The organism is Corynebacterium ureicelerivorans, assembly GCF_000747315.1.
GTDB lineage: Bacteria > Actinomycetota > Actinomycetes > Mycobacteriales > Mycobacteriaceae > Corynebacterium > Corynebacterium mucifaciens.
Window position 1 is genome coordinate 1,321,643 of the sequence record NZ_CP009215.1, and the last position, 22,943, is coordinate 1,344,585.

General features: G+C 60.0%; 22 protein-coding genes and 1 pseudogene. 6 read left to right on the top strand and 17 right to left on the bottom strand.

Features of this window, described 5'->3' with window-relative positions:
• Positions 1-10: 10 nt before the first annotated feature.
• The 13 genes from secF to CUREI_RS06625 all read right to left on the bottom strand — a co-directional run bounded on the left by secF (position 11) and on the right by CUREI_RS06625 (position 12,978).
• Positions 11-1,159 carry a protein translocase subunit SecF gene (gene secF, locus CUREI_RS06565; protein ID WP_038611843.1) on the bottom strand — a complete coding sequence of 383 codons (1,149 nt, stop codon included), beginning with the start codon at positions 1,157-1,159 and terminating at the stop codon, positions 11-13.
• 2 nt (positions 1,160-1,161) lie between these two features.
• The gene (gene secD / locus CUREI_RS06570) at positions 1,162-3,087 is read right to left on the bottom strand and encodes a protein translocase subunit SecD (RefSeq protein WP_069202892.1); all 1,926 of its coding nucleotides are present in this window, start codon (positions 3,085-3,087) and stop codon (positions 1,162-1,164) included.
• Positions 3,088-3,242: 155 nt separating this feature from the next.
• Positions 3,243-4,319: a Holliday junction branch migration DNA helicase RuvB gene (gene ruvB / locus CUREI_RS06575; RefSeq protein WP_038611846.1), complete on the bottom strand. Its 1,077-nt coding sequence runs from the start codon at positions 4,317-4,319 to the stop codon at positions 3,243-3,245.
• A 13-nt stretch (positions 4,320-4,332) separates the two neighbouring features.
• Positions 4,333-4,947, bottom strand: coding sequence for a Holliday junction branch migration protein RuvA (gene ruvA / locus CUREI_RS06580; protein WP_038611849.1), 615 nt, complete (start codon positions 4,945-4,947; stop codon positions 4,333-4,335).
• Positions 4,944-5,477: a crossover junction endodeoxyribonuclease RuvC gene (ruvC, locus tag CUREI_RS06585; protein ID WP_038611852.1), complete on the bottom strand. Its 534-nt coding sequence runs from the start codon at positions 5,475-5,477 to the stop codon at positions 4,944-4,946. The genes ruvA and ruvC overlap by 4 nt, the downstream gene beginning before the upstream one ends.
• 110 nt (positions 5,478-5,587) lie before the next feature.
• Entirely contained in the window at positions 5,588-6,340 is a 753-nt protein-coding gene (locus CUREI_RS06590; protein ID WP_038611854.1) for a YebC/PmpR family DNA-binding transcriptional regulator, read from the bottom strand.
• A 77-nt stretch (positions 6,341-6,417) separates the two neighbouring features.
• Positions 6,418-6,873 (bottom strand): hypothetical protein, encoded by a 456-nt coding sequence (locus CUREI_RS06595; RefSeq protein ID WP_038614136.1) that lies wholly within the window; start codon positions 6,871-6,873, stop codon positions 6,418-6,420.
• Positions 6,870-7,955, bottom strand: coding sequence for a glycosyltransferase family 4 protein (locus tag CUREI_RS06600; RefSeq protein ID WP_038611857.1), 1,086 nt, complete (start codon positions 7,953-7,955; stop codon positions 6,870-6,872). Before CUREI_RS06600 ends, CUREI_RS06595 begins: the two co-directional genes overlap by 4 nt.
• A 3-nt stretch (positions 7,956-7,958) precedes the next feature.
• Complete coding sequence (locus CUREI_RS06605; RefSeq protein WP_038611860.1) at positions 7,959-8,894, bottom strand: phosphatidylinositol mannoside acyltransferase; 936 nt, start codon at positions 8,892-8,894, stop codon at positions 7,959-7,961.
• Positions 8,895-9,530, bottom strand: a complete 636-nt coding sequence (gene pgsA, locus CUREI_RS06610) for a phosphatidylinositol phosphate synthase (RefSeq protein WP_038611863.1) — start codon at positions 9,528-9,530, stop codon at positions 8,895-8,897. It lies immediately after the preceding gene.
• Positions 9,523-10,164, bottom strand: a complete 642-nt coding sequence (locus CUREI_RS06615) for an HIT family protein (protein WP_051952249.1) — start codon at positions 10,162-10,164, stop codon at positions 9,523-9,525. Before CUREI_RS06615 ends, pgsA begins: the two co-directional genes overlap by 8 nt.
• Entirely contained in the window at positions 10,124-12,178 is a 2,055-nt protein-coding gene (gene thrS / locus CUREI_RS06620) for a threonine--tRNA ligase (RefSeq protein ID WP_038611869.1), read from the bottom strand. Before thrS ends, CUREI_RS06615 begins: the two co-directional genes overlap by 41 nt.
• Before the next feature lie 212 nt (positions 12,179-12,390).
• Positions 12,391-12,978: a copper resistance CopC family protein gene (locus CUREI_RS06625; RefSeq protein ID WP_038611872.1), complete on the bottom strand. Its 588-nt coding sequence runs from the start codon at positions 12,976-12,978 to the stop codon at positions 12,391-12,393.
• Positions 12,979-13,829: 851 nt separating this feature from the next.
• Between CUREI_RS06625 and CUREI_RS06630 the strand changes: the two genes are divergently transcribed.
• The 3 genes from CUREI_RS06630 to CUREI_RS12255 all read left to right on the top strand — a co-directional run bounded on the left by CUREI_RS06630 (position 13,830) and on the right by CUREI_RS12255 (position 16,149).
• Entirely contained in the window at positions 13,830-14,648 is an 819-nt protein-coding gene (locus CUREI_RS06630; RefSeq protein WP_236627167.1) for a tyrosine-type recombinase/integrase, read from the top strand.
• Positions 14,649-14,714: 66 nt separating this feature from the next.
• Positions 14,715-15,044, top strand: a complete 330-nt coding sequence (locus CUREI_RS06635) for a hypothetical protein (protein WP_038611875.1) — start codon at positions 14,715-14,717, stop codon at positions 15,042-15,044.
• Between the two features lie 517 nt (positions 15,045-15,561).
• Complete coding sequence (locus tag CUREI_RS12255; RefSeq protein WP_144242431.1) at positions 15,562-16,149, top strand: hypothetical protein; 588 nt, start codon at positions 15,562-15,564, stop codon at positions 16,147-16,149.
• Here CUREI_RS12255 and CUREI_RS11625 read toward each other — a convergent pair.
• Both CUREI_RS11625 and CUREI_RS12260 read right to left on the bottom strand, forming a co-directional pair.
• Positions 16,146-17,036 carry a DDE-type integrase/transposase/recombinase gene (locus tag CUREI_RS11625; RefSeq protein WP_051952091.1) on the bottom strand — a complete coding sequence of 297 codons (891 nt, stop codon included), beginning with the start codon at positions 17,034-17,036 and terminating at the stop codon, positions 16,146-16,148. The two genes, CUREI_RS12255 and CUREI_RS11625, sit on opposite strands and share 4 nt — an antisense overlap.
• A 101-nt stretch (positions 17,037-17,137) precedes the next feature.
• Complete coding sequence (locus tag CUREI_RS12260) at positions 17,138-17,824, bottom strand: hypothetical protein (protein WP_144242372.1); 687 nt, start codon at positions 17,822-17,824, stop codon at positions 17,138-17,140.
• 93 nt (positions 17,825-17,917) lie between these two features.
• On the opposite strand from CUREI_RS12260, the gene CUREI_RS12265 reads away from it, so the two are divergent.
• Positions 17,918-18,400: a hypothetical protein gene (locus CUREI_RS12265; RefSeq protein ID WP_144242432.1), complete on the top strand. Its 483-nt coding sequence runs from the start codon at positions 17,918-17,920 to the stop codon at positions 18,398-18,400.
• Positions 18,401-18,935: 535 nt separating this feature from the next.
• Here CUREI_RS12265 and CUREI_RS06660 read toward each other — a convergent pair.
• Positions 18,936-19,571 (bottom strand): annotated as a pseudogene (locus tag CUREI_RS06660) (RNA-guided endonuclease InsQ/TnpB family protein); the annotation flags it as partial.
• Between the two features lie 154 nt (positions 19,572-19,725).
• Between CUREI_RS06660 and CUREI_RS06665 the strand changes: the two are divergent.
• Complete coding sequence (locus tag CUREI_RS06665) at positions 19,726-20,544, top strand: DUF6414 family protein (RefSeq protein ID WP_236627168.1); 819 nt, start codon at positions 19,726-19,728, stop codon at positions 20,542-20,544.
• Complete coding sequence (locus CUREI_RS06670; protein WP_236627169.1) at positions 20,541-21,671, top strand: AAA family ATPase; 1,131 nt, start codon at positions 20,541-20,543, stop codon at positions 21,669-21,671. The genes CUREI_RS06665 and CUREI_RS06670 overlap by 4 nt, the downstream gene beginning before the upstream one ends.
• 109 nt (positions 21,672-21,780) lie before the next feature.
• Here the strand turns inward: CUREI_RS06670 and CUREI_RS06675 are convergent, their stop codons facing one another.
• Positions 21,781-22,221: a GNAT family N-acetyltransferase gene (locus CUREI_RS06675; protein WP_051952253.1), complete on the bottom strand. Its 441-nt coding sequence runs from the start codon at positions 22,219-22,221 to the stop codon at positions 21,781-21,783.
• Positions 22,222-22,943 lie beyond the last annotated feature (722 nt).

Consider the following 22,943-nt stretch of genomic DNA (forward strand, 5'->3'; position numbering starts at 1 on the left):
CAGACACCACCTACCGGGTTGAAGGGCGCCAGGTTGCGGAGTGCGCGGTGCCCTCTGCGCGGGTGCTGCCCGAGCGACGCACCGGTGCTTCAACCTGGCGTTTGTGTTGCCCCGCATCTTCCAACTGGGCGGTCTCATCGTCGACGCTCCCGCGCGAGCGGTAGCGTTCCACCTCGGCGTTGTGCTCTTTGTACTTTTTCTTCCGGTTGACCAGGCTCACCAGCAAAGGAGTGGCCAGGAAGAGGGAGGAGAAAATGCCCTCGATCACACCGATGAGCTGGATGAGCGCGAGGTCCCGTAACGTGCCCACTCCAAGCATCCACACCGCCACGACCATGAGCGCGACAATCGGCAACGCGGAGATCACGGAGGTGGAGATGGAACGCACAACGGTTTGGTTGACGGCCAGGTTCGCCTCCTCGGCGTACGTGGAACGGCGCGAATCCAGCACACCCGAGGTGTTTTCGCGCACTTTGTCAAACACGATCACGGTGTCGTACAGCGAAAATGTGAGCACCGTGAGCAAGCCGATGATCATCGCTGGGGTGACTTCGAGCCCGAAGAGCGCGTAGATGCCCAGAATCAGCACCGCGTCGACGATCAGCGCGGCCATGGCGGCAGCGGCCATTTCTCGCTGCAGACGCACCGCAACATAGACCGCTGCCGCCACGAGGAACGCGGCCATCGCAAGCAGCATGCGGTTGGTGATGGTGGAGCCCCAAGATTCAGACACCGTGGAGTCGCCGATCGCATCAGCGCTCGGTTCACCGTTGTAATCGGTGATCTGGTACTCGTCGAAGATGGCCTGGCGGGCGGCGTCAATCTGCTCCTGCGTGAGGTGCTCGGAGTTAATCTCCAGCACGCGGGAGTCGCCCGATCCCACAATCTGCGTCAACTCAGGGGTCACACCCGTCGCATCCGTGAACGTCTCCTCAACCTGCTCGGTCGCGAGCTCGCCTGCGGGCATCGTCATCTTAGTGCCGCCCTCGAAGTCGATGCCGAGGTTGAACCCTCGCAGCAGCATGGCCAACAGCGAGATCACCACTAGGGCCAACGTGATGCCGTACCAGAGCTTCCTGCGGCCGACGAAGTCAACGGACCCGGTGCCGTCGTAAAGCGTTTCCGCGGAGCGCTTCGCAGTTGCGTTCGTGCTCGACATGTCTAGATCTCCTCGTTCGTTGCAACCGGCTGGGGCGCTTGCGTATCGACGGCATCCTGTTTGCCACCGGGGCTAGCCTGCGCACGGCGCTCTTGGGCCGTTGCAAACGCTTTGCCCATGCCGTTGGCCGACGGTTTGGCCCAGAAGCGGTTTCGCGACGCGATGATCAGCAGCGGGGCGGTAACCAGGAACGTGACCACCAAGTCGAACACCGTTGTCAGCCCCATCGTGAACGCGAATCCCTTCACGTCGCCGACAGCCAGGAAGTAGATGATTACCGCCGCAATCAGGGTCACCATGTTGCCGGTGATCACTGTGTCCTTCGCCCGCTCCCAGCCAGATGCCGTAGCGGAGCGGAAGGTCTTGCCCTTGCGCACCTCATCCTTGATGCGCTCGTAGATCACGATGAAGGAGTCGGCGGTCGCGCCGATGCCGATGACTAGGCCTGCGATACCGGAGAGGTCCAGCGAGTAGCCGATCCAGCGGCCGAGCAACACCAAGGTCCCGTACACGAGCGCACCAGCCGCGACCAAGGAGGCCAGTGAGATCAGGCCGTAGAGGCGGTAGTAGGCGAAGACAAACAGGGCAACCAGGATGAGGCCCACAACGCCGGCGTAGAGTCCCGCCTTCAACGATGCCTGGCCCAGTGACGGCGGCACGGACATGGCTGTTCCGCCGGGCTCGCCGTTCTCGCCCGCAAAGGACAGCGGCAACGCACCGTAACGCAGGTTGTTGGCAAGGTTCTCCGCCTCCTCCTGGGTGAAGTCGCCGGTGATAGAGGTCGCGGACCCGACCGGGGTGGCCCCCTGAATCACTGGCGCAGAAATGACCTGTGAGTCCAGCGTGATCGCAATCTGCTTCTGCAGCATCTCGCTGGTGAGCCGCGCCCACGTCTCGGACCCGTTGGGCTGGCCAGCCTGGCTAAAGGCGAAGCTGATCTCCATCTGGCTGGACTGCGGGTTGAACCCGCCGGTGATGGCGCGGGAGGTGTCGATCTGTTCGCCGGTCAGACGCGGGCCGTTCTCGTCGGTGACCCCGTTGAGCAGGGGCACTTCGTCCAGCAGAAGTGCCTGGCCCGTGGCCGGGTCGCACGCCACCAGCGGGAGTTCTGCCTTATCTGATCCCGCGAGCGGGTCGGTGATCTGGCCCGCGCAACGCGCCGACATGAGCGTCATCGCGGCGAACTGCTCGGTCGGGTCAACGGACTGGCGCGTCTTGCGAAGCATGTCCGTCGTCTCCTGGCGGCGCTCCGCGGCTTCGACCGGGCCGTTCGGCTCCGGCAAAGGCTTCGCCGTCAGCTTCGGTGCGTCCGCCGGCTCAACGGGCTGTTCTTCTTCCTGAGGGGCGACGTCCTTGCCCTCTCGGGAGCTCTCTTCCGCCCCCTTGGCAGCGTTCTCGGCTTCCTTTTCAGCGGCCTCTTTACGCGCAGCGAGCTGATTGAGTACGGCCTGCCCCTCCTCCGGGGAGTAGATCCCGTATTCCACCCACTCGTTGGCCATATCCAAGATGGCGTCGTCGACCTTTGCGGGGTCTGCTGCTGGCGGATCGAGCACCGGGCGGAAGAACAGCTGCGAGGTTTGTCCGATGTTGCGGATTTCCGCGGTGTCGTCGCCTGCTGCCTCGATAACGATCGTGTTGCCGTCAACGACGACGGAGGCTCCTGTCACGCCCATGCCATTGACACGGTTTTCCAAAATGTTCCGCGCATCCTCCAGCTGTTCTGACGTCGGCTCGTCGCCCTGCGGGACCAACGTCACGCGCGTTCCGCCCTGCAGGTCGATACCGAGCTTTGGCTCTGCCGTCCTGTTGCCGGTGAAAAAGACGAGGGCGTAGACGCCGATAACGATGAGGGCGAAGAGCGCAAGCGCCCGGGCGGGCCAGCGCTTTTTCCCCCGCACTTCGCGGGACCGCCGAGTGTTGCTGGACACTGAGCTGACTCCTCTGCTTTCCGAGCTCCAATTTTCCGCTCCACCAGCGCCCCGGCGACAGTGAATCGACGCACGTGACGGGCGCACCGGTGGAGGCACAACGGATCATGCTACGGCATTCACCCGTGCACCCGGCAGACCGGCCCGCGCGGTACCTAAGAGAAGGAGATTTGCCCCGGCGCCTCCGGGGGCGCCTGCAGACCGAGATGGTTCCAGGCAGCTGCGGTGGCGACCCGGCCGCGGCCGGTGCGCGACATCAGCCCGGCCCGTACAAGGTACGGCTCGCACACCTCCTCGATTGTCCCGGGGTCTTCCCCGACCGCGATAGCGAGCGTGCCGACACCAACCGGGCCGCCGCCGTGGCCGCGGACCAGCGAATCCAGCACGGCGCGATCCAGCCTGTCGAGCCCGCGTTCGTCCACGTCGAACACCTTCAGTGCCGCCCGCGCCGCTTCGAGGGTGACGTGCCCGTTGCCGTGCACATCGGCCCAGTCCCGCACGCGCCGCAGCAGACGGTTTGCGATGCGGGGCGTGCCACGGGATCGCGACGCAATTTCTACCGCGGCATCGGTGTCGATGCGGACACCGAGGATCGTCGCGGCACGGCTGACCACCTTCGTCAGGTCATCGACGTCGTAAAACTCCATTTGCGCCGTGAAACCGAATCGGTCGCGCAACGGCCCGGTAAGCATGCCAGCCCTCGTCGTAGCTCCGACGAGGGTGAACGGCGGGATCTCCAACGGGATGGAGGTGGCCCCCGGACCCTTGCCCACAATCACGTCGATGCGGAAATCCTCCATTGCCATGTAGAGCATCTCTTCAGCAGGCCGGGCGATGCGGTGGATCTCATCGATGAACAGCACGTCGCCTTCCATCAGGTTGGAAAGCATCGCGGCAAGATCCCCCGCACGCTCGAGTGCGGGCCCTGAGGTCATGCGCAACGACGTACCTAGTTCCTGCGCCACGATCATGGCCATAGTGGTCTTTCCCAGACCAGGTGGGCCGGACAAAAGAATGTGGTCTGGCGTCACACCGCGGCTGCGCGCGCCTGCGAGGACCAGATTGAGTTGCTCGCGCACCTTTGGCTGGCCGATGAATTCTCCGAGCGACTTCGGCCGCAACGAGCGTTCAATGTCGTGCTCGTCTGTCTGCACGTGCGCGTCCACTGGCGATGCCTGCTTCGCGGCGAATCCCTCCGGCAGCTCAAACTCGGTCTTTTCCACATCCGACACGGAAAGTGCCTCCCTACTTCTTGCCCAGCTGGCTCAGCGCTCGGCGTAGCAGTGCCGAGGCAGATTCTCCCGGCTCCGCTGCCACCAGCGCGTCGACAACAGGCCGTGCCGTGCGCTCCTGGAATCCGAGCCCCACCAGCGCCTCGACCACCTGTTCAGAGGCGAACGACCCCCCGGCAGCAGTGCCCGACGGCCCCGGAGCGGCAGAAGTGTCCGCTGCAGCGGTGAACGGATCCACCTTGTCTTTCAGCTCCAAAGCGATACGCTCGGCCATCTTTTTGCCCACGCCAGGGATTGTCTGGATTGCTTTCGCATCTCCGGCGGCGATATGCGCCGACAGTTGGCCAGGCTCGAACACCGAAAGGGCTGCCAGGGCGAGCTTGGGCCCGAGACCTGAGACCGTTTGAAGCTTGTGGAACATCTGGCGTGATTCCGCGTCCGCGAAACCATATAAAGTGACCCCGTCGTCCTTAACCACCATCGAGGTCAGCACCCTGCTGCGCTCCCCTCGGGCCAGCCGCCCCAGCGTCGACGGAGCGGCGAGGAACCGGTACCCAACCCCAGAGCACTCGATCACTGCGTGGTCAAGCCCGATGGAGAGTACCTCCCCATGTAACGAATCAATCATTGGTTTACCGCCTTTACCGTGAGCTGGTTCGTTCGTGCGATAAGTGGGGCGCGCCAGCAGTGGCACACGGCGATAGCGAGGGCGTCCGCCGCGTCGGCAGGCTTCGGCGCTTCCGACAGCCCGAGAATCCGCGTGATCATCGTAGTCATCTGTTTCTTGTCCGCCCGGCCGTTGCCAGAGATGGCTTTTTTCACTTCGGAAGGGGTGTACATGTGCACGGGGATGTCACGCTCGGCCGCAGCGAGCACCATGACGCCGACTGCGTGGGCCGTGTGCATGACGGTAGAGACACTGCCCCGTTCGAAGATTCGCTCCATAGCGATAACATCCGGCCGGTAGTCGTCGATCCATTCGCCCACTGCACGGGAGATCCGCAGCAGTCGCTCCGCGAGCTCTGCCGTAGACGGGGTGCGAACCACGCCGACCGCAACGGGAAAGATTTGGCGACCGCGGCCCGCTTGGACCACGGACAAGCCGCACCGGGTCAAACCGGGGTCGATGCCCATTACCCGTAAGCCCTCAGACGACATCGGCTCCTCCCTTCAGCTCGTGCGCCCTCCGTAACACATATGTTCTACCACACGGGGCAGATGAAAAGCCCGCGCCGCGTGTGGCGGCACGGGCTAAGCGTCGGTGAACGTTAGGCGTCCAGCTGCGCTGCGACCTCGTCCGAAAGGGTCATGTTGGTGTAGACGTTCTGGACATCGTCCGAGTCCTCGAGCGCGTCGATGATGCGCATCATCTTTTTGGCACCGTCCACATCCAGATCCACCTGGACGTCAGCGCGGAACTCCTGGCCCGCGTCTTCAATCTCGATGTTCTCGCCTGCGAGCGCCTCACGCACTGCCGGCAGATCAGTCGGCTTGCATGTGATCTCGAATTCCTCGCCCAGGTCGTTGACCTCTTCGGCACCCGCGTCAAGCACCGCCATGAGGACATCGTCTTCGCTCAAGTCGCCCTTCTGAATGGTCACGACGCCAGTGCGCTCGAACATGTAGCCGACGGACCCGGACTCACCCAAGTTTCCGCCGTTCTTGGTCATGGCGGTACGCACCTCAGTTGCCGCCCGGTTCCGGTTGTCGGTCAGGCACTCAATGAGCACGGCCACGCCGTTGGTGCCGTACCCCTCGTACATGACCGTCTCCCAGTTTGAGCCACCGGCTTCCTCACCCGAGCCGCGCTTACGCGCGCGCTCGATGTTGTCGCCCGGAACGGAGGCCTTCTTTGCCTTCCGGATCATGTCGTCGAGGGTGGGGTTTGCCGCAGGATCGCCGCCGCCGGTGCGCGCCGCGACTTCGATGTCCTTAATCATCTTCGCCCACAGCTTCGACCGCTTTGCGTCGTTTGCGGCCTTCTTGTGCTTCGTGGTCGCCCACTTTGAGTGGCCCGACATAACGCACCCCTTTTCCTCGGTTGACGTGTCGTTGACGTATAACAGAGCGCATTATACGCACCGGTGCAAGCGTCCCCCTACTGGTCGCCCTGCACGAACTGTGGTGGCGCCGCCGTGCCTCCCAGCCGCAACGCGCGCACCAGCGGCCTCGAACTCAGAGCCCGCGTATCTTCCACCGCATCGTTGTAAAAGCGCAGCGCCAGCGACACCCGAGTGTTTGCATCCTGTAAGGGCGCTGGCTCCCGGCGCCCGCCGGCTCTCTCACGCAGCACCTGCACGAGACAGGCTTCCTGCTGCATCCTGCTTTGGAGGTCCGTCGGCGTGAGCCGGGTGCGCTCCGTTTCTCCAGCCAGCACCCCAAGCTCTGGATATACCGCGGCGACCACCGCGCACCGGCGATCTAACGCAGCTTGAAGCGCATCGCGCGACCGGTCGAGACGGATATGCAACCGGTGGAGCCGTTGCGCCGTGCTGTACGCCCACGCCGCAAGCAGCGTAAGAGACACCGCCGCCACGATGAGCAGCACGTTCAGTACCACGCCTCCACCCCGACCTTCTCTTCTACCGACACCGCCTCGTACACGTTGAGTACTTGACGGGCCACCACAGACCAGTCAAAGTGGCCCGCCCGCCGGCCGCCGGTTTTGGCAAGCCGGGTGCGCAACGGGACGTCGTCGATAAGCAGCTGCAACTGTGCCGAGAGCGCCGCCGCATCGCCGGGTGGGAACAGCAAGCCCGCATCCTCGCCGCACACGGCTGCGAACGCAGGGATATCGCTGGCCACTACGGCGCACCCCGCAGCCATCGCCTCCACGAGAACAATGCCAAAGGACTCACCGCCGAGGTTCGGCGCGACGAAGATGTCGGCACGGCCCAAGATCGCTGCTTTTTCATCTTCGGTGACTCGACCGGTAAATTCCACGCCCTCTACAAAACGCTGGGCGCCTGCCCCGACAACTGTGACCCGGGGCCGCTGCGGCAGCATCGACACAGCGCGCAGGAACACATTCAAACCTTTCCTCGGCTCATCCAAGCGGCCCAAAAAGACCACTTCCACACCATCTGACGCGTTGCTGCGACGAGCAGCCGCGAACCGAGCCGTGTCCACGCCATTCGGAATGATCACGGGATCGGTGCCCACCTGCTCGGCTTGCCAGCGCCACGCTTCATCACTGACCGCGATACCGGCGCGAATTTTTTCCAGGCTTCCCCGCAGCGCCGGAAGAGCCAGCTTAAGCGCGTAGGAGGATGCGGCAGAGGCGTGATACGTCGCGACGATAGGTCCGGTGGCCATGCGCACCGCGGCCATGGAGTAACTCGGCGAATTCGGCTCGTGGACGTGAAGCACGTCGAAGGCGCCGCCTTCGATGAACTGGCGGGTGGTGCGGCGCACATGGGGCCCGAACGAGATGCGAGCGACCGACCCGTTGTAGCGCACCGGCACGGCCGGCCCGCCCGGGGTCACCCACCGGGGCAGCTCCGTGCGCGGTGATGCCGGGCCAAGGACCTGTGTGTCGTGGCCCATCCCGCGCAACGCAGCTGCCAGGTCAAGGACGTGCGCTTGAACCCCGCCCGGCGTGTCAAAGGAATACGGGCACACGAGACCGACTCGCACCGGCTACCTCCCCGCCGCACGCTGGCGCTGCTCGAACTCCTTGCGGCGGCTGGGTTTGGGCGCATCCGTCGGCCACAGCGGCTGAAGCATGTGCCAGTCCGCGGGATGCGCCGCGATATTAGCCGCGAACGCGTCCGCCACCCGCTGCACCGTCTCATCCAGCGTGGTCACCTTCACGGGTGCCGACACCCGCATACCCCACCCCGGGTCGCGGCGGGTGCCGGTGAACCAGGAATGCGCCACGAGCAACGGCGCCCCGGTATCTAGCGCAAGCTTCGCGGGCCCGGCCGGAAACGTGGTCGCTTCGCCGAAAAACGACACCGGCACACCCGCGCGGGTGAAATCGCGCTCTCCCAGCAGACACACGATCCCACCGCCTTCAATCACCTCTTTGAGCCTCACGTACGGTGCGCGAGCGGCGCCGCTGAGCGGCACGACCTCGAAACCCAGCGTCTCCCGGAACTCGACGAACGCGTTGAACAGTGCCTCGGGCCTAAGCCGCTCAGCAACGGTGGCGAACTGCCCGTAGTGGGCGACCAGCCACATGCCGGCCATGTCCCAGTTCCCGGAGTGCGGCAGTGTCAGCACCGCGCCCTTGCCACGCGACAGCGCGGCGTCGAGGTGGTCACGCCCCTCCAATCCCGCGGACAGCTTGCTGTCCAACGTTGGATCCCCCGCGAGGCGCGGCAGCCGGAACGCCTCCAACCAATAGCGGGCGTACGAGCGCATTGCATCCTGTACGAGCTCGCGCGTGACGTGCTCTGGCCCAACCACCCGGGCCAGGTTGCGCCGCAGCATTTCCATACCTGCCCCGTTGTCTGAGACGCGGTCCGCGGCCCATTGGGCGGCAAGTGACGTCAGTCCGGCGGGCAGCGCGCCGGCAATTTTCCAGCCGGCGATATAACCCGCGGCCGTGAGCCGCTCACGCGCGGAGGTCATTTACGCCCCCGCCGGCGGCGCGACGCGGCTGCCCGCCTTTTCGTCGCGTTTGGCGAGCAATAGCCGCTGCACCACTGTGAATGCAGACCCGAGCACGAGAATCCAGAGGGACACAACGACAGCGTGCGGCACACCGAAGCCCTGGAGTGCAAGGCCACCTAGTCCCAGGATGAGCCGCTCCGGGCGCTCGATCAAGCCGCCCACAATGGTCAGCCCGCCCGCTTCACCACGCGCCTTGATATAGCTGATTGTCTGGGACAACACGAGTACGGCCAGGCACACAGCAACGTTCACCGGCGCGGCACCTTCGACATACACCAGCCACATGGCGATCGCACCGAATAACGCACCGTCCGTGAGCCTGTCGCAACTCGCGTCGAGCGTGGCGCCAAACGCGGTGCCGCCGCCGCGAAGGCGGGCCATTGTGCCGTCCACCATGTCGAAGGCCGCAAAGAACAAGCTCAGCACCGCAGCCCACACAAGGTGGCCGGTGGGAATGAGCGCCACCGAGCTGAGCACCGTCAACGCCGTGCCGGCAATCGTCGTCGCGTTCGGGGTTAAGCCGATCTTCAGCAGCCCCTTCGCCAATGGCTCCACCACCACTGCGGCGGGTTTGCGGCCGTGCACGCTAAGCATCGCTGTCACCTGCCTCCAGTAGGTCGACCTCGCGCCAGCCGTCGGCAAGCAAGGCCCGAGTATCCCGCAGCAACTGTGGTAGGACCTTCGTGCCACTGATTACGGTCATGAAGTTCGAGTCACCCGCCCATCGCGGCACAACGTGCAGGTGCAGGTGGTCGCCGACAGACCCCCCGGAGGCCTTGCCCAGGTTGAGACCGACATTAATGGCTTCGGGCTTAGAAACGCGCTTGAGCGTCTTCACCGCGTGCTTGGCAAACGCCATGAGCTCGGTTGTCTCAGCATCGGTGAGCGCCTCCAGCTCCGCGACCTTGCGGTACGGCACGACCATCAGGTGCCCCGCGTTGTACGGGTACAAGTTGCATACGGCATAGACGGTCTTGCCACGCGCGACAATCAAACCGTCCTCGTCGCTCAATTCCGGAATGCGCAGGAAGGGATCGCCTGCGCTTGCCGACGATCCTTCGGCCTCCTCGCCGCCATCACTTGCCTCGCGGCCCGGCATGGAGGCGATGTAGCGCGAGCGGTACGGCGCCCACAGACGGGTGAGGCGATCCGGATCGCCCACACCGGCGTCGGCGTAGGTATCGCCGCTAGTTTCGGATTGCAACGGTTTCCTCGCTGGGTTGCTCATTGCGTTTCGCGCTGATCCACTCACTGATGGTTTCTACAGCTTCGTCCACCGGAACGCCGTTGATCTGGCTGCCGTCCAAGAAACGGAAGCTCACCGCGTTGGCCTCCACGTCCCTCTCGCCCGCAAGCAGCATGAACGGCACCTTCCCCGTGGTGTGGGTGCGGATCTTCTTCTGCATGCGGTCATCGGAATGATCGACTTCGGCGCGAATTCCGCGCGCCCGCAGCTTTTCGATGACCCCCTCCAGGTGCTCGCCGAACGCGTCCGCCACCGGGATGCCCACCACCTGGTGCGGTGCGAGCCACGCCGGGAACGCACCTGCGTAGTGCTCCAGCAACACGCCGAAGAAGCGTTCAATAGAGCCGAACAGCGCGCGGTGGATCATTACCGGCCGCTTCTTCGAGCCGTCGGACGCGGTGTACGTCAGGTCGAAGCGCTCGGGCAGGTTGAAGTCCAGCTGCACGGTAGACATCTGCCAGGTGCGGCCGATGGCGTCGCGAGCCTGCACGGAAATCTTCGGTCCGTAGAACGCCGCGCCTGCCGGGTCCGGCACGAGCTCGAGGCCGGACTTCCTAGCCACAGACTCGAGAATGGCAGTCGAGCGTTCCCAAATTTCATCGTCACCGATGTATTTGTTGGGGTCCTTGGTGGACAGCTCCAAGTAGAAGTCGTCCAACCCGTAATCCTGCAGCAGGGAGATGATGAACTCCAGCACGCTGGTCAGCTCCTCTTCAAGCTGATCCTCCGTGCAGTAGATGTGCGCATCGTCTTGCGTGAAGCCGCGGGCGCGGGTGAGGCCGTGGACCACGCCGGATTTTTCGTAGCGGTAGACGGTGCCGAACTCGAACAGGCGAAGCGGCAGCTCGCGGTAGGAGCGGCCACGCGAGTCAAAGATGAGGTTGTGCATCGGGCAGTTCATCGGCTTGGCGTAGTAGTCCACCGGCTGCTTGGTCACATTGCCGTCCGCGTCCACCTCGCCGTCCAGCTTCATGGGCGGGAACATGCCGTCGGCATACCAGTCCAGGTGGCCCGACTTCTTAAACAGGTCACCCTTGGTCACGTGCGGGGTGTTCACAAAGGAGTAGCCCGCAGCCACGTGGCGCTCGCGCGAGTGCTGCTCCATAGTCATGCGCACGATGCCGCCGTCCGGGTGGAACACTGGGAGGCCGGAGCCGACTTCGTCCGGGAAGGAGAACAGGTCCAGCTCGTTGCCCAAACGACGGTGGTCGCGCTTTTCGGCTTCTTCGAGCATGGTCATGTACTCGTCAAGCTTGTCCTTGGACTCCCAGGCGGTGCCGTAAACGCGCTGCAGACCCGCGTTGTTTTGGTCGCCACGCCAGTACGCTGCGGAGGAACGAGTGAGCGCAAATGCCGGAATGTACTTGGTGGTGGGCACGTGCGGTCCGCGGCACAAGTCATGCCACTCCACCTCGTTGGTCCGAGGATTGACGTTGTCGTAGTGGGTCAGTTCACCCGCGCCGACCTCGGTCGCCTCGTCCGAGTCTGGGTCCACACTGCCCTTGTCTTGGATCAGCTCAAGCTTGTACGGCTCGTCCTTGAGATCCTCGGCTGCCTCCTCCGCAGACGCGTAGACGCCGCGGACAAATTTCTGACCCTGTTTGATGATCTTCTTCATCCGCTTTTCCAGCGTCTTCAGATCCTCGGGCGTGAACGGCTGTGCGACATCGAAGTCGTAGTAAAAACCGTCGTTAATGGCTGGGCCGATGCCCAGCTTCGTGCCTGGAAATTCCGCCTGGACAGCCTGGGCGAGGACGTGCGCGCAGGAGTGGCGGATCACGGAGCGGCCAAGCTCGGTGTTGGCAGGCACCGGGAGGAACGTGGCAGTCGCATCAGGGACGTGGGATAGATCCTTCAGGTCGCCTGCCTCATCCTGAACGCACACAATGGCGTCCTCGCCCTTGTTCGGCAGGTTCAGCTCCCTCATGGCCGCGCCGACGGCGGTTCCGGCGGGAACCTCGAACGGCGCGAATTCGATTGCTGCTTCGGTGGACATATTCGTCGTGCGCTCCTTTGCGCGTCACTGGGCTGCGGCATACCTGGACGCAGCCGATCATCTACGTTCTCTCCCGACGGCGCAGGTAACGCGCCGGGCCATAGGGATCCTACCCGTGCTGGCCCAGCATCACAGTCTCGCCCCACGAGCGGGGAGCCGTCCGCCGCGACCCGGCATCCAGGCGCAAAGGGGCTGCGACTATGCCTGTCTTCCTACTCGGCCTCGTCCTGAGCAGTGGCCGGGTTCCGACGGCCCCTGGCCAACGCAGCCGCTGCCGCACCCCCGATGACCAGGACACCTAGCAATGTCAGCAGGACCTTCGCCGGCGTGCCCATCCCCTCGGCGTCGTCGGACGCCGACTCCTCGGTGGTGTCCGCAGCAGCCTGGTTCTCTTCGGCTGGCGCTTCATCTGGTGCGAACGTGAAGGAAGTCACACCCTTCGTCGCGTGACCATCCGACGACACGATCTGGTAGCCGACGGTGTACTCACCCGGCTGAGCGTCCACATCACCCGGCACGTCCAGTGTGACCAGGCGCCCCTCCACTGCCGGTTCACCCGAGTACACCACCTCGGACTGACCGTTGACCTCGCGCGAGATTGCCACAGTGTTGAAGCCCTCCTGCACCTCCCCGGAGAATTCCAGGGTGACCTCGTCCGGGAACTCGTGCACAACGCTGCTGTCATCGGGAACCGCACCAACGACCGAGTCATGTGCAAGGGCTGGAGCGGCTGCCACGAGCGAGCCTGCTGCAGCCGCTGCTACTACCGCCGCTCGTCGCATTGCTGCCGGAATGAGCATGGAGCCTCCTTAAGTAAAAACATCCGCGCCGGCTGGCGCTAGATGCAATAGTCGTTTTTCCAGCCACACTAGTTCCCACCGGGCTCGACCCAACATTGTTGTCAGGGCCACGTTTATCCACGCTCAGAACCGGCGTGGAAGCGCGCACCCCCTTTTGGTTGGACGCCTACTGACACCCCGCGAAACACGGCAATGCGGCCGCACGCAGGAGAAACCCACTTTTGACCGGTCAGATGCGACTGATTGTACGATGGCTGCCACTGGACCATTCCCTGACGCTGGCGAGCTACTTCAGCCCTGACTGGCCGGATCTCGCCGCATTGAACGCGGCCGATGGAAATATGAAGAAACCCCAGGGAGATTGCATCCTGGGGCTTCTTCTTTTGGTGGTCCTAGCTGGGATCGAACCAGCTGTTAATGATATGGGGAAACATTATTAGTGTAGTTAGTAGGGATTTATTGGTGCCGGAGCGCCGTGGAACGTCACGAAATGCCAATTTAAGTACCACGTAGGTACCACGAAAATGAGGAAACTATCATGGCCCGCGAATCTTGGGGAATTGTCGACCGCCTACCCTCGGGGCGGTACCGCGCCCGCTACACCCACGACGGTGCCCGCCATAAGGCGCCCGAAACGTTCGAGACCAAGACCCAGGCGCGTGAATATCTTGCCGGCGAACGTTCGACCATTGCAGCCAGCACGTGGATTCACCCGGATGAGCGGGAGAAGGCCCATAAGCAAGCCCAGCGGGATCGTGACCGGCCCAGATCACCTTCGGTGTGTACGTCACCCGCTGGATCACCACGCGGACGAATGGACGTGGCCACCCCATTAAGGCCTCGACCCGAGATTGATCGAGACTGGGCGCCTTGCCTCCTGGTCTGAGACACCGCTGGCCGAGATCACCACCGCCGCCGTACGGGCCTGGTACGCCGAGCAGATCGCCACCGGCAAGCTCACCGCCGTAGCCCATGCCTACGACCTGATGAAGTCCGTTCTCAAGACCGCCGTCGAGGATAAGCTCATTGAGACCAATCCCTGCCGTCCGCGGTGGGTCAACAACAGCCACGGGCAAGAAGGTCACTCCTCCGACCGACGACGAGCTGGATCAAATTATCGAGGCCCTGCCCGAGCAGTACCGCCAGTCGCCGTTCTGGCTGCCGCCGGTGGCCTGCGCTTCGGCAAGATCATCGCCTTGACCCGCGACGACGTCACCATCGAGCTGACCGACGACGGCGATGTCGACGCCGTGCGTATTGCCATCACCAAGTCGATTGCCCTCACCGAGAGGTCCGGCCGGGTCGAGGGCACGACGAAGAGTGAAGCCGGTGAGCGTGTGGTCGCCATTTTCGGCGCCGACGCGGGGGTCAGCGCGGCCCACGTCGAGAGGATCGCCCCAGGGAAGCGCCTGTGGCACGCTGTACGCGATCAAAAGCAGCCATTGCCATACCACACCTTCGAGCACAACTGGAAGAAGGCAGCAGAGTCTGTAAACTCCACCGCAAACTTTCACTCTCTACGGAATTACAGTGGCACCCGCTACGCGCAGACCGGTGCGACGCTAAAGGAAACTATGGCTCGCCTCGGGCACAGCTCTCCCTTGGCTGCGATGCGCTACCAACACGCCGGTACACGCGACGACGAGCTGGCTCGGAGAGCTGCGCGGTAACCTTCCCGCGCAGCACAACTGCGCCGACGGCATGCATGATAAACAGATTCCCCGAAAGGAACCGCCATGTATGCCGACAGCATCCGTGAGACCCTCAGCAACCGCCTGCACGCTGCCTCACCGATCCAGGGCCGACACGTCTGCTCCGTGACCGTGAAGATCGACCAGGATGACCCACAGAGTGCGTGGGTCACCATCACCGATCACGCCGATACCGGTGAACTAGTCGACCATTTGTTCAGATTTTCGTGGACCGATGTACTGGTCGTGAACAATCTCACCGATTCCGTGGTCAGGGGGTACCTCTTCTCCGTCATCGGCGGCGAGCATGTTGCTCGGGAGCTGGAGCCCCACCTAGGCATGGACTACACAGGCAAAATCGGCGAGTCGCGTTGAGCATCTACACCAATCCAACCGCACTGCAGGTGTGGATCGACTGTCAGCCGCTTTCGATGTGTATAGAACCGCTAGTAGATTCAGCAAACCCCAAGCCCACAGACACGGTTGCTAGCAGCGGAGCGGTACGCGTATCGGTACCAAAAGCCAGCGATCGTCCCTAGCGGTGCTTTGTTAGGTGTCTCTGGGGCAGCGACAGGTAAGATCGGTGCGGTGGTTACTCTGGATTCGTAGGAGAGTGATCACCACACGCTTCTTCGTGGGTGTCGTATAATTCGTCGCTCTGCCGCCCATTCTACAACCGTGAACGGCTGTGCCAAAGAGGCAAACCCTAATCAAGGCACGTAATAAGGCAACAGGGTATCGCCGTGCTCCCCGCTCACCACTGCGACTATAAGATAATGCCTCCCAGATTCTAGGCCCCGGAGGCGAAAGCCGGTTGTGGAGCACCCCATATCATCAGGATCATCTGAGGTTGCTCGCGACAAGGGGCCTGCTACTAACAGAGTGAGGGAAAATGATGGACTTCGTGCAGCTCGACGCTAGTGCTTGGAGAACGAGTGCAGCAATTCTTTCCGGCGGATCCGCACTTATTGCAATTCTCGCCGGTATTGAGCAAATGTCGAGTTCCGCTCGTGCGAAAAACAATATTGAGTGGTTACAAGCTTCCCTCCAGCAGGAACAGGAAGGGCCCAGACGTGAAGCGCTGGAAAAGAAGCTGGTTCAAAACCAGGCAAGACTCATAGCTCGACAAGAAGTTCCTCTTTGGTACCTTTCTCCCATCCTGGTTTGGCCCCTTTTGGTGATACTGGCCCTTTACTCCGCATCAGGCGAGCATAACTCGCTTCTTGGCCTCACATTCGCTGTTATCGGCACAATTATTTTCGGACTGAATTTAATCAGAACTACAATCAGGGCCTATTGCGAAAGAACAAGAATTTATTATCAGTTTTACTCAGGTAAGTATAAGTTCCGACCTGCCGAAATTGACATTCTCGCCTTAATGGAAGGGGGAACCCGTAAAGAATTTGTTCAGAGCGGGTTCCTGATAGGGGTCTGCGGACTTCCTGTGAACCACACTGGTGGCCGTTGTGTTGTTGGCTAGGTGGTTTTGGCTATGTTTCGTTGTTTAGCCAGGGTTGTGTATTGCCCGTCTGGTCCGGTGGTGAGTCTGTCAAAGACGAACCAGTCCAGATAATCGTCAAGATACTTCATAAACTCCTCGGTTGTGTGCTTTTCGGGGCGAATTCCACTGGCGTGAAGTTCGCGCTTGATGGTGCCGAAGAACCCTTCTACTCGGGCGTTGTCGCCGCTGTTGCCGAGCCGGGATAGGGACGGCACCATCAACCAGGCGTTATCGCACGGGTTCTCGTCTGTGCAATGTGTGCATTGTTGCTTGTCGTGACTGATATCAGTCAGTCGGTCAACCCAATCGATGTGGCGGTAGTGCCAGCCACGGTCGGTGTGCAGTTCGGGGCGTTGGCCTGGTTGTATTTGCTCGAGCCCAGCTTCAAGCATCGTGTTGGTCAGCAACGCCGCTGGTCGCGTTGCGCAGGTATACGCGATGGGCATGTTGTCGTGGAAGTCGATCAGCGGGCTAAAAAAGACTTTGCCGTCAGCGCATTGAAACTCGGTGATGTCGGTGCCGAGTCTTTGGTTTGGCGCATCGGCATAGAAATCGTGTACCAGATCCTTCCTGCCCGCCTGCCTGCGACGATCCGCCTGCGAACGATATCTTTGCGAAACGTGGGTGCCATTTTTGGTGACAGTGTCGATGTCTCCAACCAGACATCGATTTGCTGGGCGATGCGCAGTTTCGCCCTTGTACGAGCTGTAGCGCTTCGTGCGTTTCATCTTCGGCTGCAGGTGTTCTTCGCGCATGATCGTACGAATCGATTTTTCCCCCAGCGACAGACCGTTCGCTTTGCACACTTCACTCACGCGGCGGTAGCCGTAGACCATGCGGTTGCCCTCACAGGCGGCGGTAACCATTGCCTTGGCCTGGCCTTTTCGGTCGACTAGAGGGTGTTTTAACCGCCTGCATGCCGACTTGTAGGTGTTGTATTTCAATCCGTAGTAGGCGCAGCAACGCGTTACTTGGTATCCGACGTCCCGGAGTCGTCTGACAGCCGTAGCGACGACCACGCTATCGAGCGTCTCCGGGTTTGCGCTTTTCCCTCAGATTCCATCACCGCCTCAAACAGCGCTTTATCCGCCAGACGCATAAACCGCTCTTGACGCAACAGGTCTTTGAGGGTCTCAACGTCATCCGGCAACGCTGCCTCATCAAACGGAGCTGTTGGCTGCTCATGGTTGCGTGAATGTGCACTCTCACCGCGCGGGGCGCGTTGTGATTGACGTTGTGTTTCGGCCTTCTTGCGCTTGCGTTTTTGGGCTTCGTGGTGTTCTTTCACACGCGCCAGTGTCGCCTGTTCTATCTTCTGCGGTGTCATCCCACGCCGCGAACCCGCATCCGGAGCGAACTTGTGCGTCCACGCCGCCACGGAACTCGCAGCGACCCGAAAACGCCATCCAATCTCGCGGGTGGATGCCGACGTTGTCACATTCGCCCGGACGACCTCAGCAATCAACTCGGCAGAACGCCAACCTTTATCGACCCCGCTGCCATGACGGGCGTTGCGTGCCCATCCCGAAATTGAAGCGGTAGAAGGAACAGACCTACATTCCTCCCGAATCAACTGCGCACGAACCTGCGAAGCAGCAAGCCCCTGCCCCGAAAGCTCAACGGCACGCTGCCGTACCTCCGGCGGATAACTCATCCTCGAACTCCGATCCCGACGACCGATGGTTCACAGGAAGTCCGCACAGCCATAGTGGGAACCAGTTTTGGCTTTGCTGCCCTTATTCTCAGTGTGAAGTATGGCCCGAATCCTTGGAGAATTGTCATTCTTCTTGCGTCAATTTTCGCGGTGCTAGTTACATGTATGTTTGTTAAAGATTATGCATATACTTTTGCCGGCGACTCGACGGGCGGCATTTCGGCTTTCCAAAAGAGAATAAATATTCGGAAAGTTACCAATTCTGTATTGGGATCTGAGTTCGAAGAGGAAATTAATGGAATCGACACATCCATTCAGACGATCGAGAAATTGAGGGCAGAAGTCGATGAGGCGATGAGAGGTCCGATAAGAGCGGGCTTGGGCGACATGGTTCGAGAGCTCAAAAAGAACATTCACCTAGTTATCAGCGATCTTGAATCCCTGCGGCACAAGATTTCATCTTCAGAAGCTGAATCTAATTTTACTGAAGCACGTGAACAGATTGCGCTAATTGATAAAAAAATTGAGCAAATCAAAATAGCCGTTCAATCTATAAAATTCAGCGGGCTTGAATAATGCCTTGCCGGTTACCGACTAGCACTACTTCGTGAGGTGCCCCTGGGCGGTGGTAGGAGGACACCGCCCCAGCAGATGGATGACAACAGTCTTCAGCTTCCCAAGATAGCTTAGAAACTCGCGCTATCTCCGGGGCTTTGGCTCCGTCCCCAGCCAGGCGTTGCCCGAGGACAAACATTGCCGATGATCACACTAAGGCCGGCTCTTATGAACGATCGAATTGCACCAACCCGAGCATCAGGTCCTCCAGGTGCAATGCGACTTGGCCCACTCACCTTCTCAGTCCGGTCGGTTCCCATACGAGAGGCTCTACTGCCGCGAATACCTCATTATAAAATCTAACGAAGCGTTTTTAGGAACGGGGAGAAAACTCGTCGGCACATTTCATGCCTGGCTTTTCCGGAGATGTGCATGCGCACGGGGCTACAATGTCATCCGCATCTTCTACCCGCTGAGCATGTTGGGATCGTCCCTGCGTACGGGGAGAGAGCCCTTGATGACCGGCGCATATCGTGCCTGGTCTGCGCGTCTCTGCTTACTTTGAACCCGCAGGCAATAAGGAATGAGCAGCCGATTGCTCGACTGCTGTGACCACGTGGGCCCTGCCTCTTCTGCACCCACACCCCATCCCCGCCACATGATCGGGCCTGATGCGCTGTGAACTCCACGGCCATTTAGACTCTGCCCCCTCCGGGGCGGAATTGTCTTCACGGTTGGCCTTCGCCTGGCGGATGGCCTCACGCAGGATGTTGATCGCGGCGTTGACGTCACGGTCGAGCAGCATCCCGCACTGCTTGCAGTCGTAGACCCGCTTGGTGAATGGCATCTTGGTTTTTGAGCCACATACTGAGCAGATCTGCGACGACGAGAAAAACTGGCCGACCGCAACAAGCGCAACGCCGCGTTCTGCGCCCTTATATTCGAGTTGACAGCGGAACTTACCGAATGAGGCGTCCAGGATAGCCCGGTTGAGGCCGGCCTTCTGCTTCACGTTCTTACCTGGGGTGTCTACGGTGCCGCGGCCTGAGGAGGTCATGCCTGACACGTTGAGATCTTCGATCCCAATGGCCGCGAACCCATCCGCCAGGAAGGAGGTCAGCTTATGGAGGAACCCCTGGCGCTGCAGTGCCACCTTGTGCTGGTGGCGAGCCAGGCGCTGGGCGAGTTTCTTTTTCTGTTGAGTGCCCCGTGCACCCGCCCAATCTCATCTTTCCTCATAGGGGTAGATCTACCCCTGCGGACACCCCGCCGCCAGAGCTAACGAAGCACTTCTAGGGACTGTAGTCTTGTGGCTCAGATCCTCTGCATTAATAATTTATAGCTATATGAAAGACTACCTTTCATCCGCAGGAGAGCAAATGGCAGGTAAAAAGAGTGAGAGCCACGAAATCGTAAAGGTTGTCTATTTCGACCAGGAGACCGCGTCCGACTATTTGGACATCATTGCAGGAGGTACTCTCTCTACAACTAAAGAAGATATTCGCGACCGAACCACAGAAGCTCACGCAGCCGTCGATGCAAAACTCAGCGCGAAGCTGAGTTGGCTGCCTTTTCTGCGAGGCTCTGCTGATCTGGGGGCTGGCGCGGAAGCCTCTATTGCGGGCGAGAGTATTCTTAGCAAAACGCTGGCTAACACCATCCTCACTGACTATCTAAAATCCGCAGGTGAGGACGCGAAGATTAGCAAACTCGAAGGTTATAGTGTTTTCGCGGCTCAGGAATCGATGGCATTCATGAAAATTTACACCCCATTTATGATTGCTGCTCGTACTGAGGATGCAGACTTCGATATCGCACGAATGGATGAGGCTCTAGAGAAAGCCAAGGGGTACTACGAGCTGCTTGGCGAGAGCGTCAATGGTAGGAAGGTTGTACTCCGATTTAATATTCGCGCCTTTCGAAACAACTATGGTTTATCGGATTTAACCCGGATGAACTTAGTGTTCCATGGTATTGAAGTCGGACGAACCACAGAGGCCAGCCTGAACATTAAGTCCGAAATGGCCCAAGGCGCAACGGGCGCTCCGAAACTAGAAGATCTAATTCAGGATTCTGTGCATGCAGATCCGGGTTCCAAGGAGGACGTAAATCTACCGGTTTTCGATGTAGTTCTTGCTGCAGTTGAAGGCAAGGTGACGGAGTGAGCCGCAGCATGAAGGCGGAAATCTATTATGGTCCCCCCTCGTGGTTTGAAGGACTGACCAACCAAATCGATTCAGAGCCATTTTTAGACATTGTCTACGAACGAGACAGTAGAGCGCGGGAGCACATAATAGTGCAACGTGGTGCGCCGCCTATCGAGGAACAGGACCCTGTCGAAGGGCCCGAGCATGTCGTCGTCAACTCTGGTGATTACGCAAGCTTGGTTGAGGCAACGATTTCCAATTTCGGCGGTCTAATTCGGTCCATCGACCCCAAGAACCTTTACTTAAACAATCCCCCACAAGTGGTCCGCTCTCATGTTCAGCGCATTGCGGAAGTGACCGAGATCCCCTACGAGTACGGTGCATTTAATCCCCAAGTTCTTCGGGACTTTTACGACGGCTTTAATGAACACTTGGTTGGGCAAGGTTCTGTAAAAAATGAACTTTTGGCCGCTATGTATCCGTTAGCTAGCCAAAAAGCGAACGAGCCGGTAGTCGTGATGTTTTATGGTCCGTCGGGTGTTGGCAAAACTGAGACCGCCAAGTTCATCAGCAAGCTTACTGGCGGAGATCTTTTCCGTAAGCAATTCTCCATGCTTCATAGCGAAAAGTTTGCCTCCTACGTGTTCGGAGGAAGCCACCAAGAACCGTCACTCGCACGTGACTTAATGGAGCGAGAGTCTAACGTGATCCTGTTCGATGAGTTCGATAAGGCAAGTCCAGTCTTCCACAGCGCCTTTTACGAATTGTTTGACGAGGGCGTTTTGGAGGACAAGAACTATCGCACGAAGGTGAGAAGCCCACTCATCATCTGCACGTCGAATTATGGTTCCGAGGAGGAGGTGAAGAAGGCCTTGGGAGAAGCGCTTTACTCTAGGTTTAATGCATTTATTGAGTTTCATCCCTTGAGTCTCAAAGAAGTGATTTTAATCGCAGATCAGCTCATTGATTCAAAAGTGGACAAATTAGATCCAACCGAGCGGACGCAACTAGACGTCGACAGACTTAAGACTCAGGTGAAACAATACGCTGGGCAACTTCGAAATGTCCGTAAGCTGAGCAGCACTATTGACCAGGTGATTGGGCTCCAGTTAGCGACGGGCCTTCTCAAGAGCACTGAGGGCTAGAGGCCCTAGGGGTTCTTGGTACCATGTGATGACTGTGCCAAAGTGAAACCTAATTGAAATGTGTCCGCTATCTTGTCCCTGCTCATGGGTTGGCTAGCTCATCTCGGTGTTACAGCGGCGAAGTGTACATCGGACGGGATCTACCGTCATCAGGCGCGATTAACTCCCACCCTAAGGATTGCCAGAATCCGTCCGATGCTTCAGCCAGCGCGAGCATTTGGCGCTGTGGATACCGCTCTGCCACCCAGTGAACGATTGCTGTTCCTATGCCACGACCCCGATGAGTGTGCCTAACGTCGATGAACTGAATCTCGATCACGTCGGGGCCATCCATTGGCAGGGGGTAGTGGGTCCCACCCCAGTAACTTCGGTCGGGTTTGAAATCCAACTCCAGCAGCGCAACTTGTTCACCGCCATCGCGCACCTCGTACCATTTGTAGTCCTCAGCTAACCGGTATGTGCCCAACCAATGCTGGTTGAACTCATAATCACCAGCGATGTTCTGCGAAAATGTCATGGGGTCGGTGATGGGATGAAACGAGAGCTCCATGCCATTATGGTACTGCCTGTTTCACACAGAAATTTATCTGTGCGTTAAATCATCTGTCACGGGCGCATATCGCCCGATCAACGGTAGCCAGAGTTCGCGATCATCCTCCGGTGTTGAGCGGTTAAGTACAAATAGAGGCTGTCCACAGATAACACCGCGCCTACAGCCACCCTACCTAAGTGCTACTGCTGTGCTAGTGTCCTGCACCGTTTATTCGCTGAACTGAGGCCCTACCCCCTTTGGCCCTGGTCCCGCCGTGGCTGATGCTACATCCAGACAGAGAACCGATAACGGCAATTTGGCGCACCTTGCTCACCTTTGCAGCTTTACCACGAAATGGTAAAACCGCTAGAATTCGACCCATTCATAGTCGTCTTCGAGGCTTGACACGACTATTACCGAGGAATTTCTGGGCTTGAAACGCATAGCTGAAAGGATTTCTTTCCACTTTTCGAATTGACCCCGTTCCCCCATCTTTGTCCCGGCAGCGCGAAGATCGGGTTGAATCGTCGTCTTAAGGTCGACGATGTCGCATTTCTTCCAATCCACCCCTCCAATCAGATCGGGGATCCTAAACCTAGGCCGCAGCTTCCCAGGTGCGGCGAGAGTGGGCTGCGACCATAGCCAAGACCAATCATTCATGATGGACCCGCTTTCAACAGCTGATGCCGCAGTTGCCGCAGTAGGTGGTAGACGATCAAGTACCCATTCTCGTTCAGCCT

What these genes read in the sequence shown, in the direction of transcription:
- CUREI_RS06635 (WP_038611875.1), top strand. Translation starts at nt 14,715, where the DNA reads ATGTATGCCGACAGCATCCGTGAGACCCTCAGCAACCGCCTGCACGCT.
- CUREI_RS06590 (WP_038611854.1), bottom strand. Translation starts at nt 6,340, where the DNA reads ATGTCGGGCCACTCAAAGTGGGCGACCACGAAGCACAAGAAGGCCGCA.
- secF (WP_038611843.1), bottom strand. Translation starts at nt 1,159, where the DNA reads ATGTCGAGCACGAACGCAACTGCGAAGCGCTCCGCGGAAACGCTTTAC.
- pgsA (WP_038611863.1), bottom strand. Translation starts at nt 9,530, where the DNA reads ATGCTTAGCGTGCACGGCCGCAAACCCGCCGCAGTGGTGGTGGAGCCA.
- CUREI_RS06615 (WP_051952249.1), bottom strand. Translation starts at nt 10,164, where the DNA reads ATGAGCAACCCAGCGAGGAAACCGTTGCAATCCGAAACTAGCGGCGAT.
- ruvA (WP_038611849.1), bottom strand. Translation starts at nt 4,947, where the DNA reads ATGATTGATTCGTTACATGGGGAGGTACTCTCCATCGGGCTTGACCAC.
- CUREI_RS12255 (WP_144242431.1), top strand. Translation starts at nt 15,562, where the DNA reads ATGATGGACTTCGTGCAGCTCGACGCTAGTGCTTGGAGAACGAGTGCA.
- CUREI_RS06675 (WP_051952253.1), bottom strand. Translation starts at nt 22,221, where the DNA reads ATGGAGCTCTCGTTTCATCCCATCACCGACCCCATGACATTTTCGCAG.
- CUREI_RS12260 (WP_144242372.1), bottom strand. Translation starts at nt 17,824, where the DNA reads ATGAGTTATCCGCCGGAGGTACGGCAGCGTGCCGTTGAGCTTTCGGGG.
- CUREI_RS06605 (WP_038611860.1), bottom strand. Translation starts at nt 8,894, where the DNA reads ATGACCTCCGCGCGTGAGCGGCTCACGGCCGCGGGTTATATCGCCGGC.
- CUREI_RS11625 (WP_051952091.1), bottom strand. Translation starts at nt 17,036, where the DNA reads ATGGTTACCGCCGCCTGTGAGGGCAACCGCATGGTCTACGGCTACCGC.
- CUREI_RS06665 (WP_236627168.1), top strand. Translation starts at nt 19,726, where the DNA reads ATGAAAGACTACCTTTCATCCGCAGGAGAGCAAATGGCAGGTAAAAAG.
- CUREI_RS06625 (WP_038611872.1), bottom strand. Translation starts at nt 12,978, where the DNA reads ATGCTCATTCCGGCAGCAATGCGACGAGCGGCGGTAGTAGCAGCGGCT.
- thrS (WP_038611869.1), bottom strand. Translation starts at nt 12,178, where the DNA reads ATGTCCACCGAAGCAGCAATCGAATTCGCGCCGTTCGAGGTTCCCGCC.
- ruvC (WP_038611852.1), bottom strand. Translation starts at nt 5,477, where the DNA reads ATGTCGTCTGAGGGCTTACGGGTAATGGGCATCGACCCCGGTTTGACC.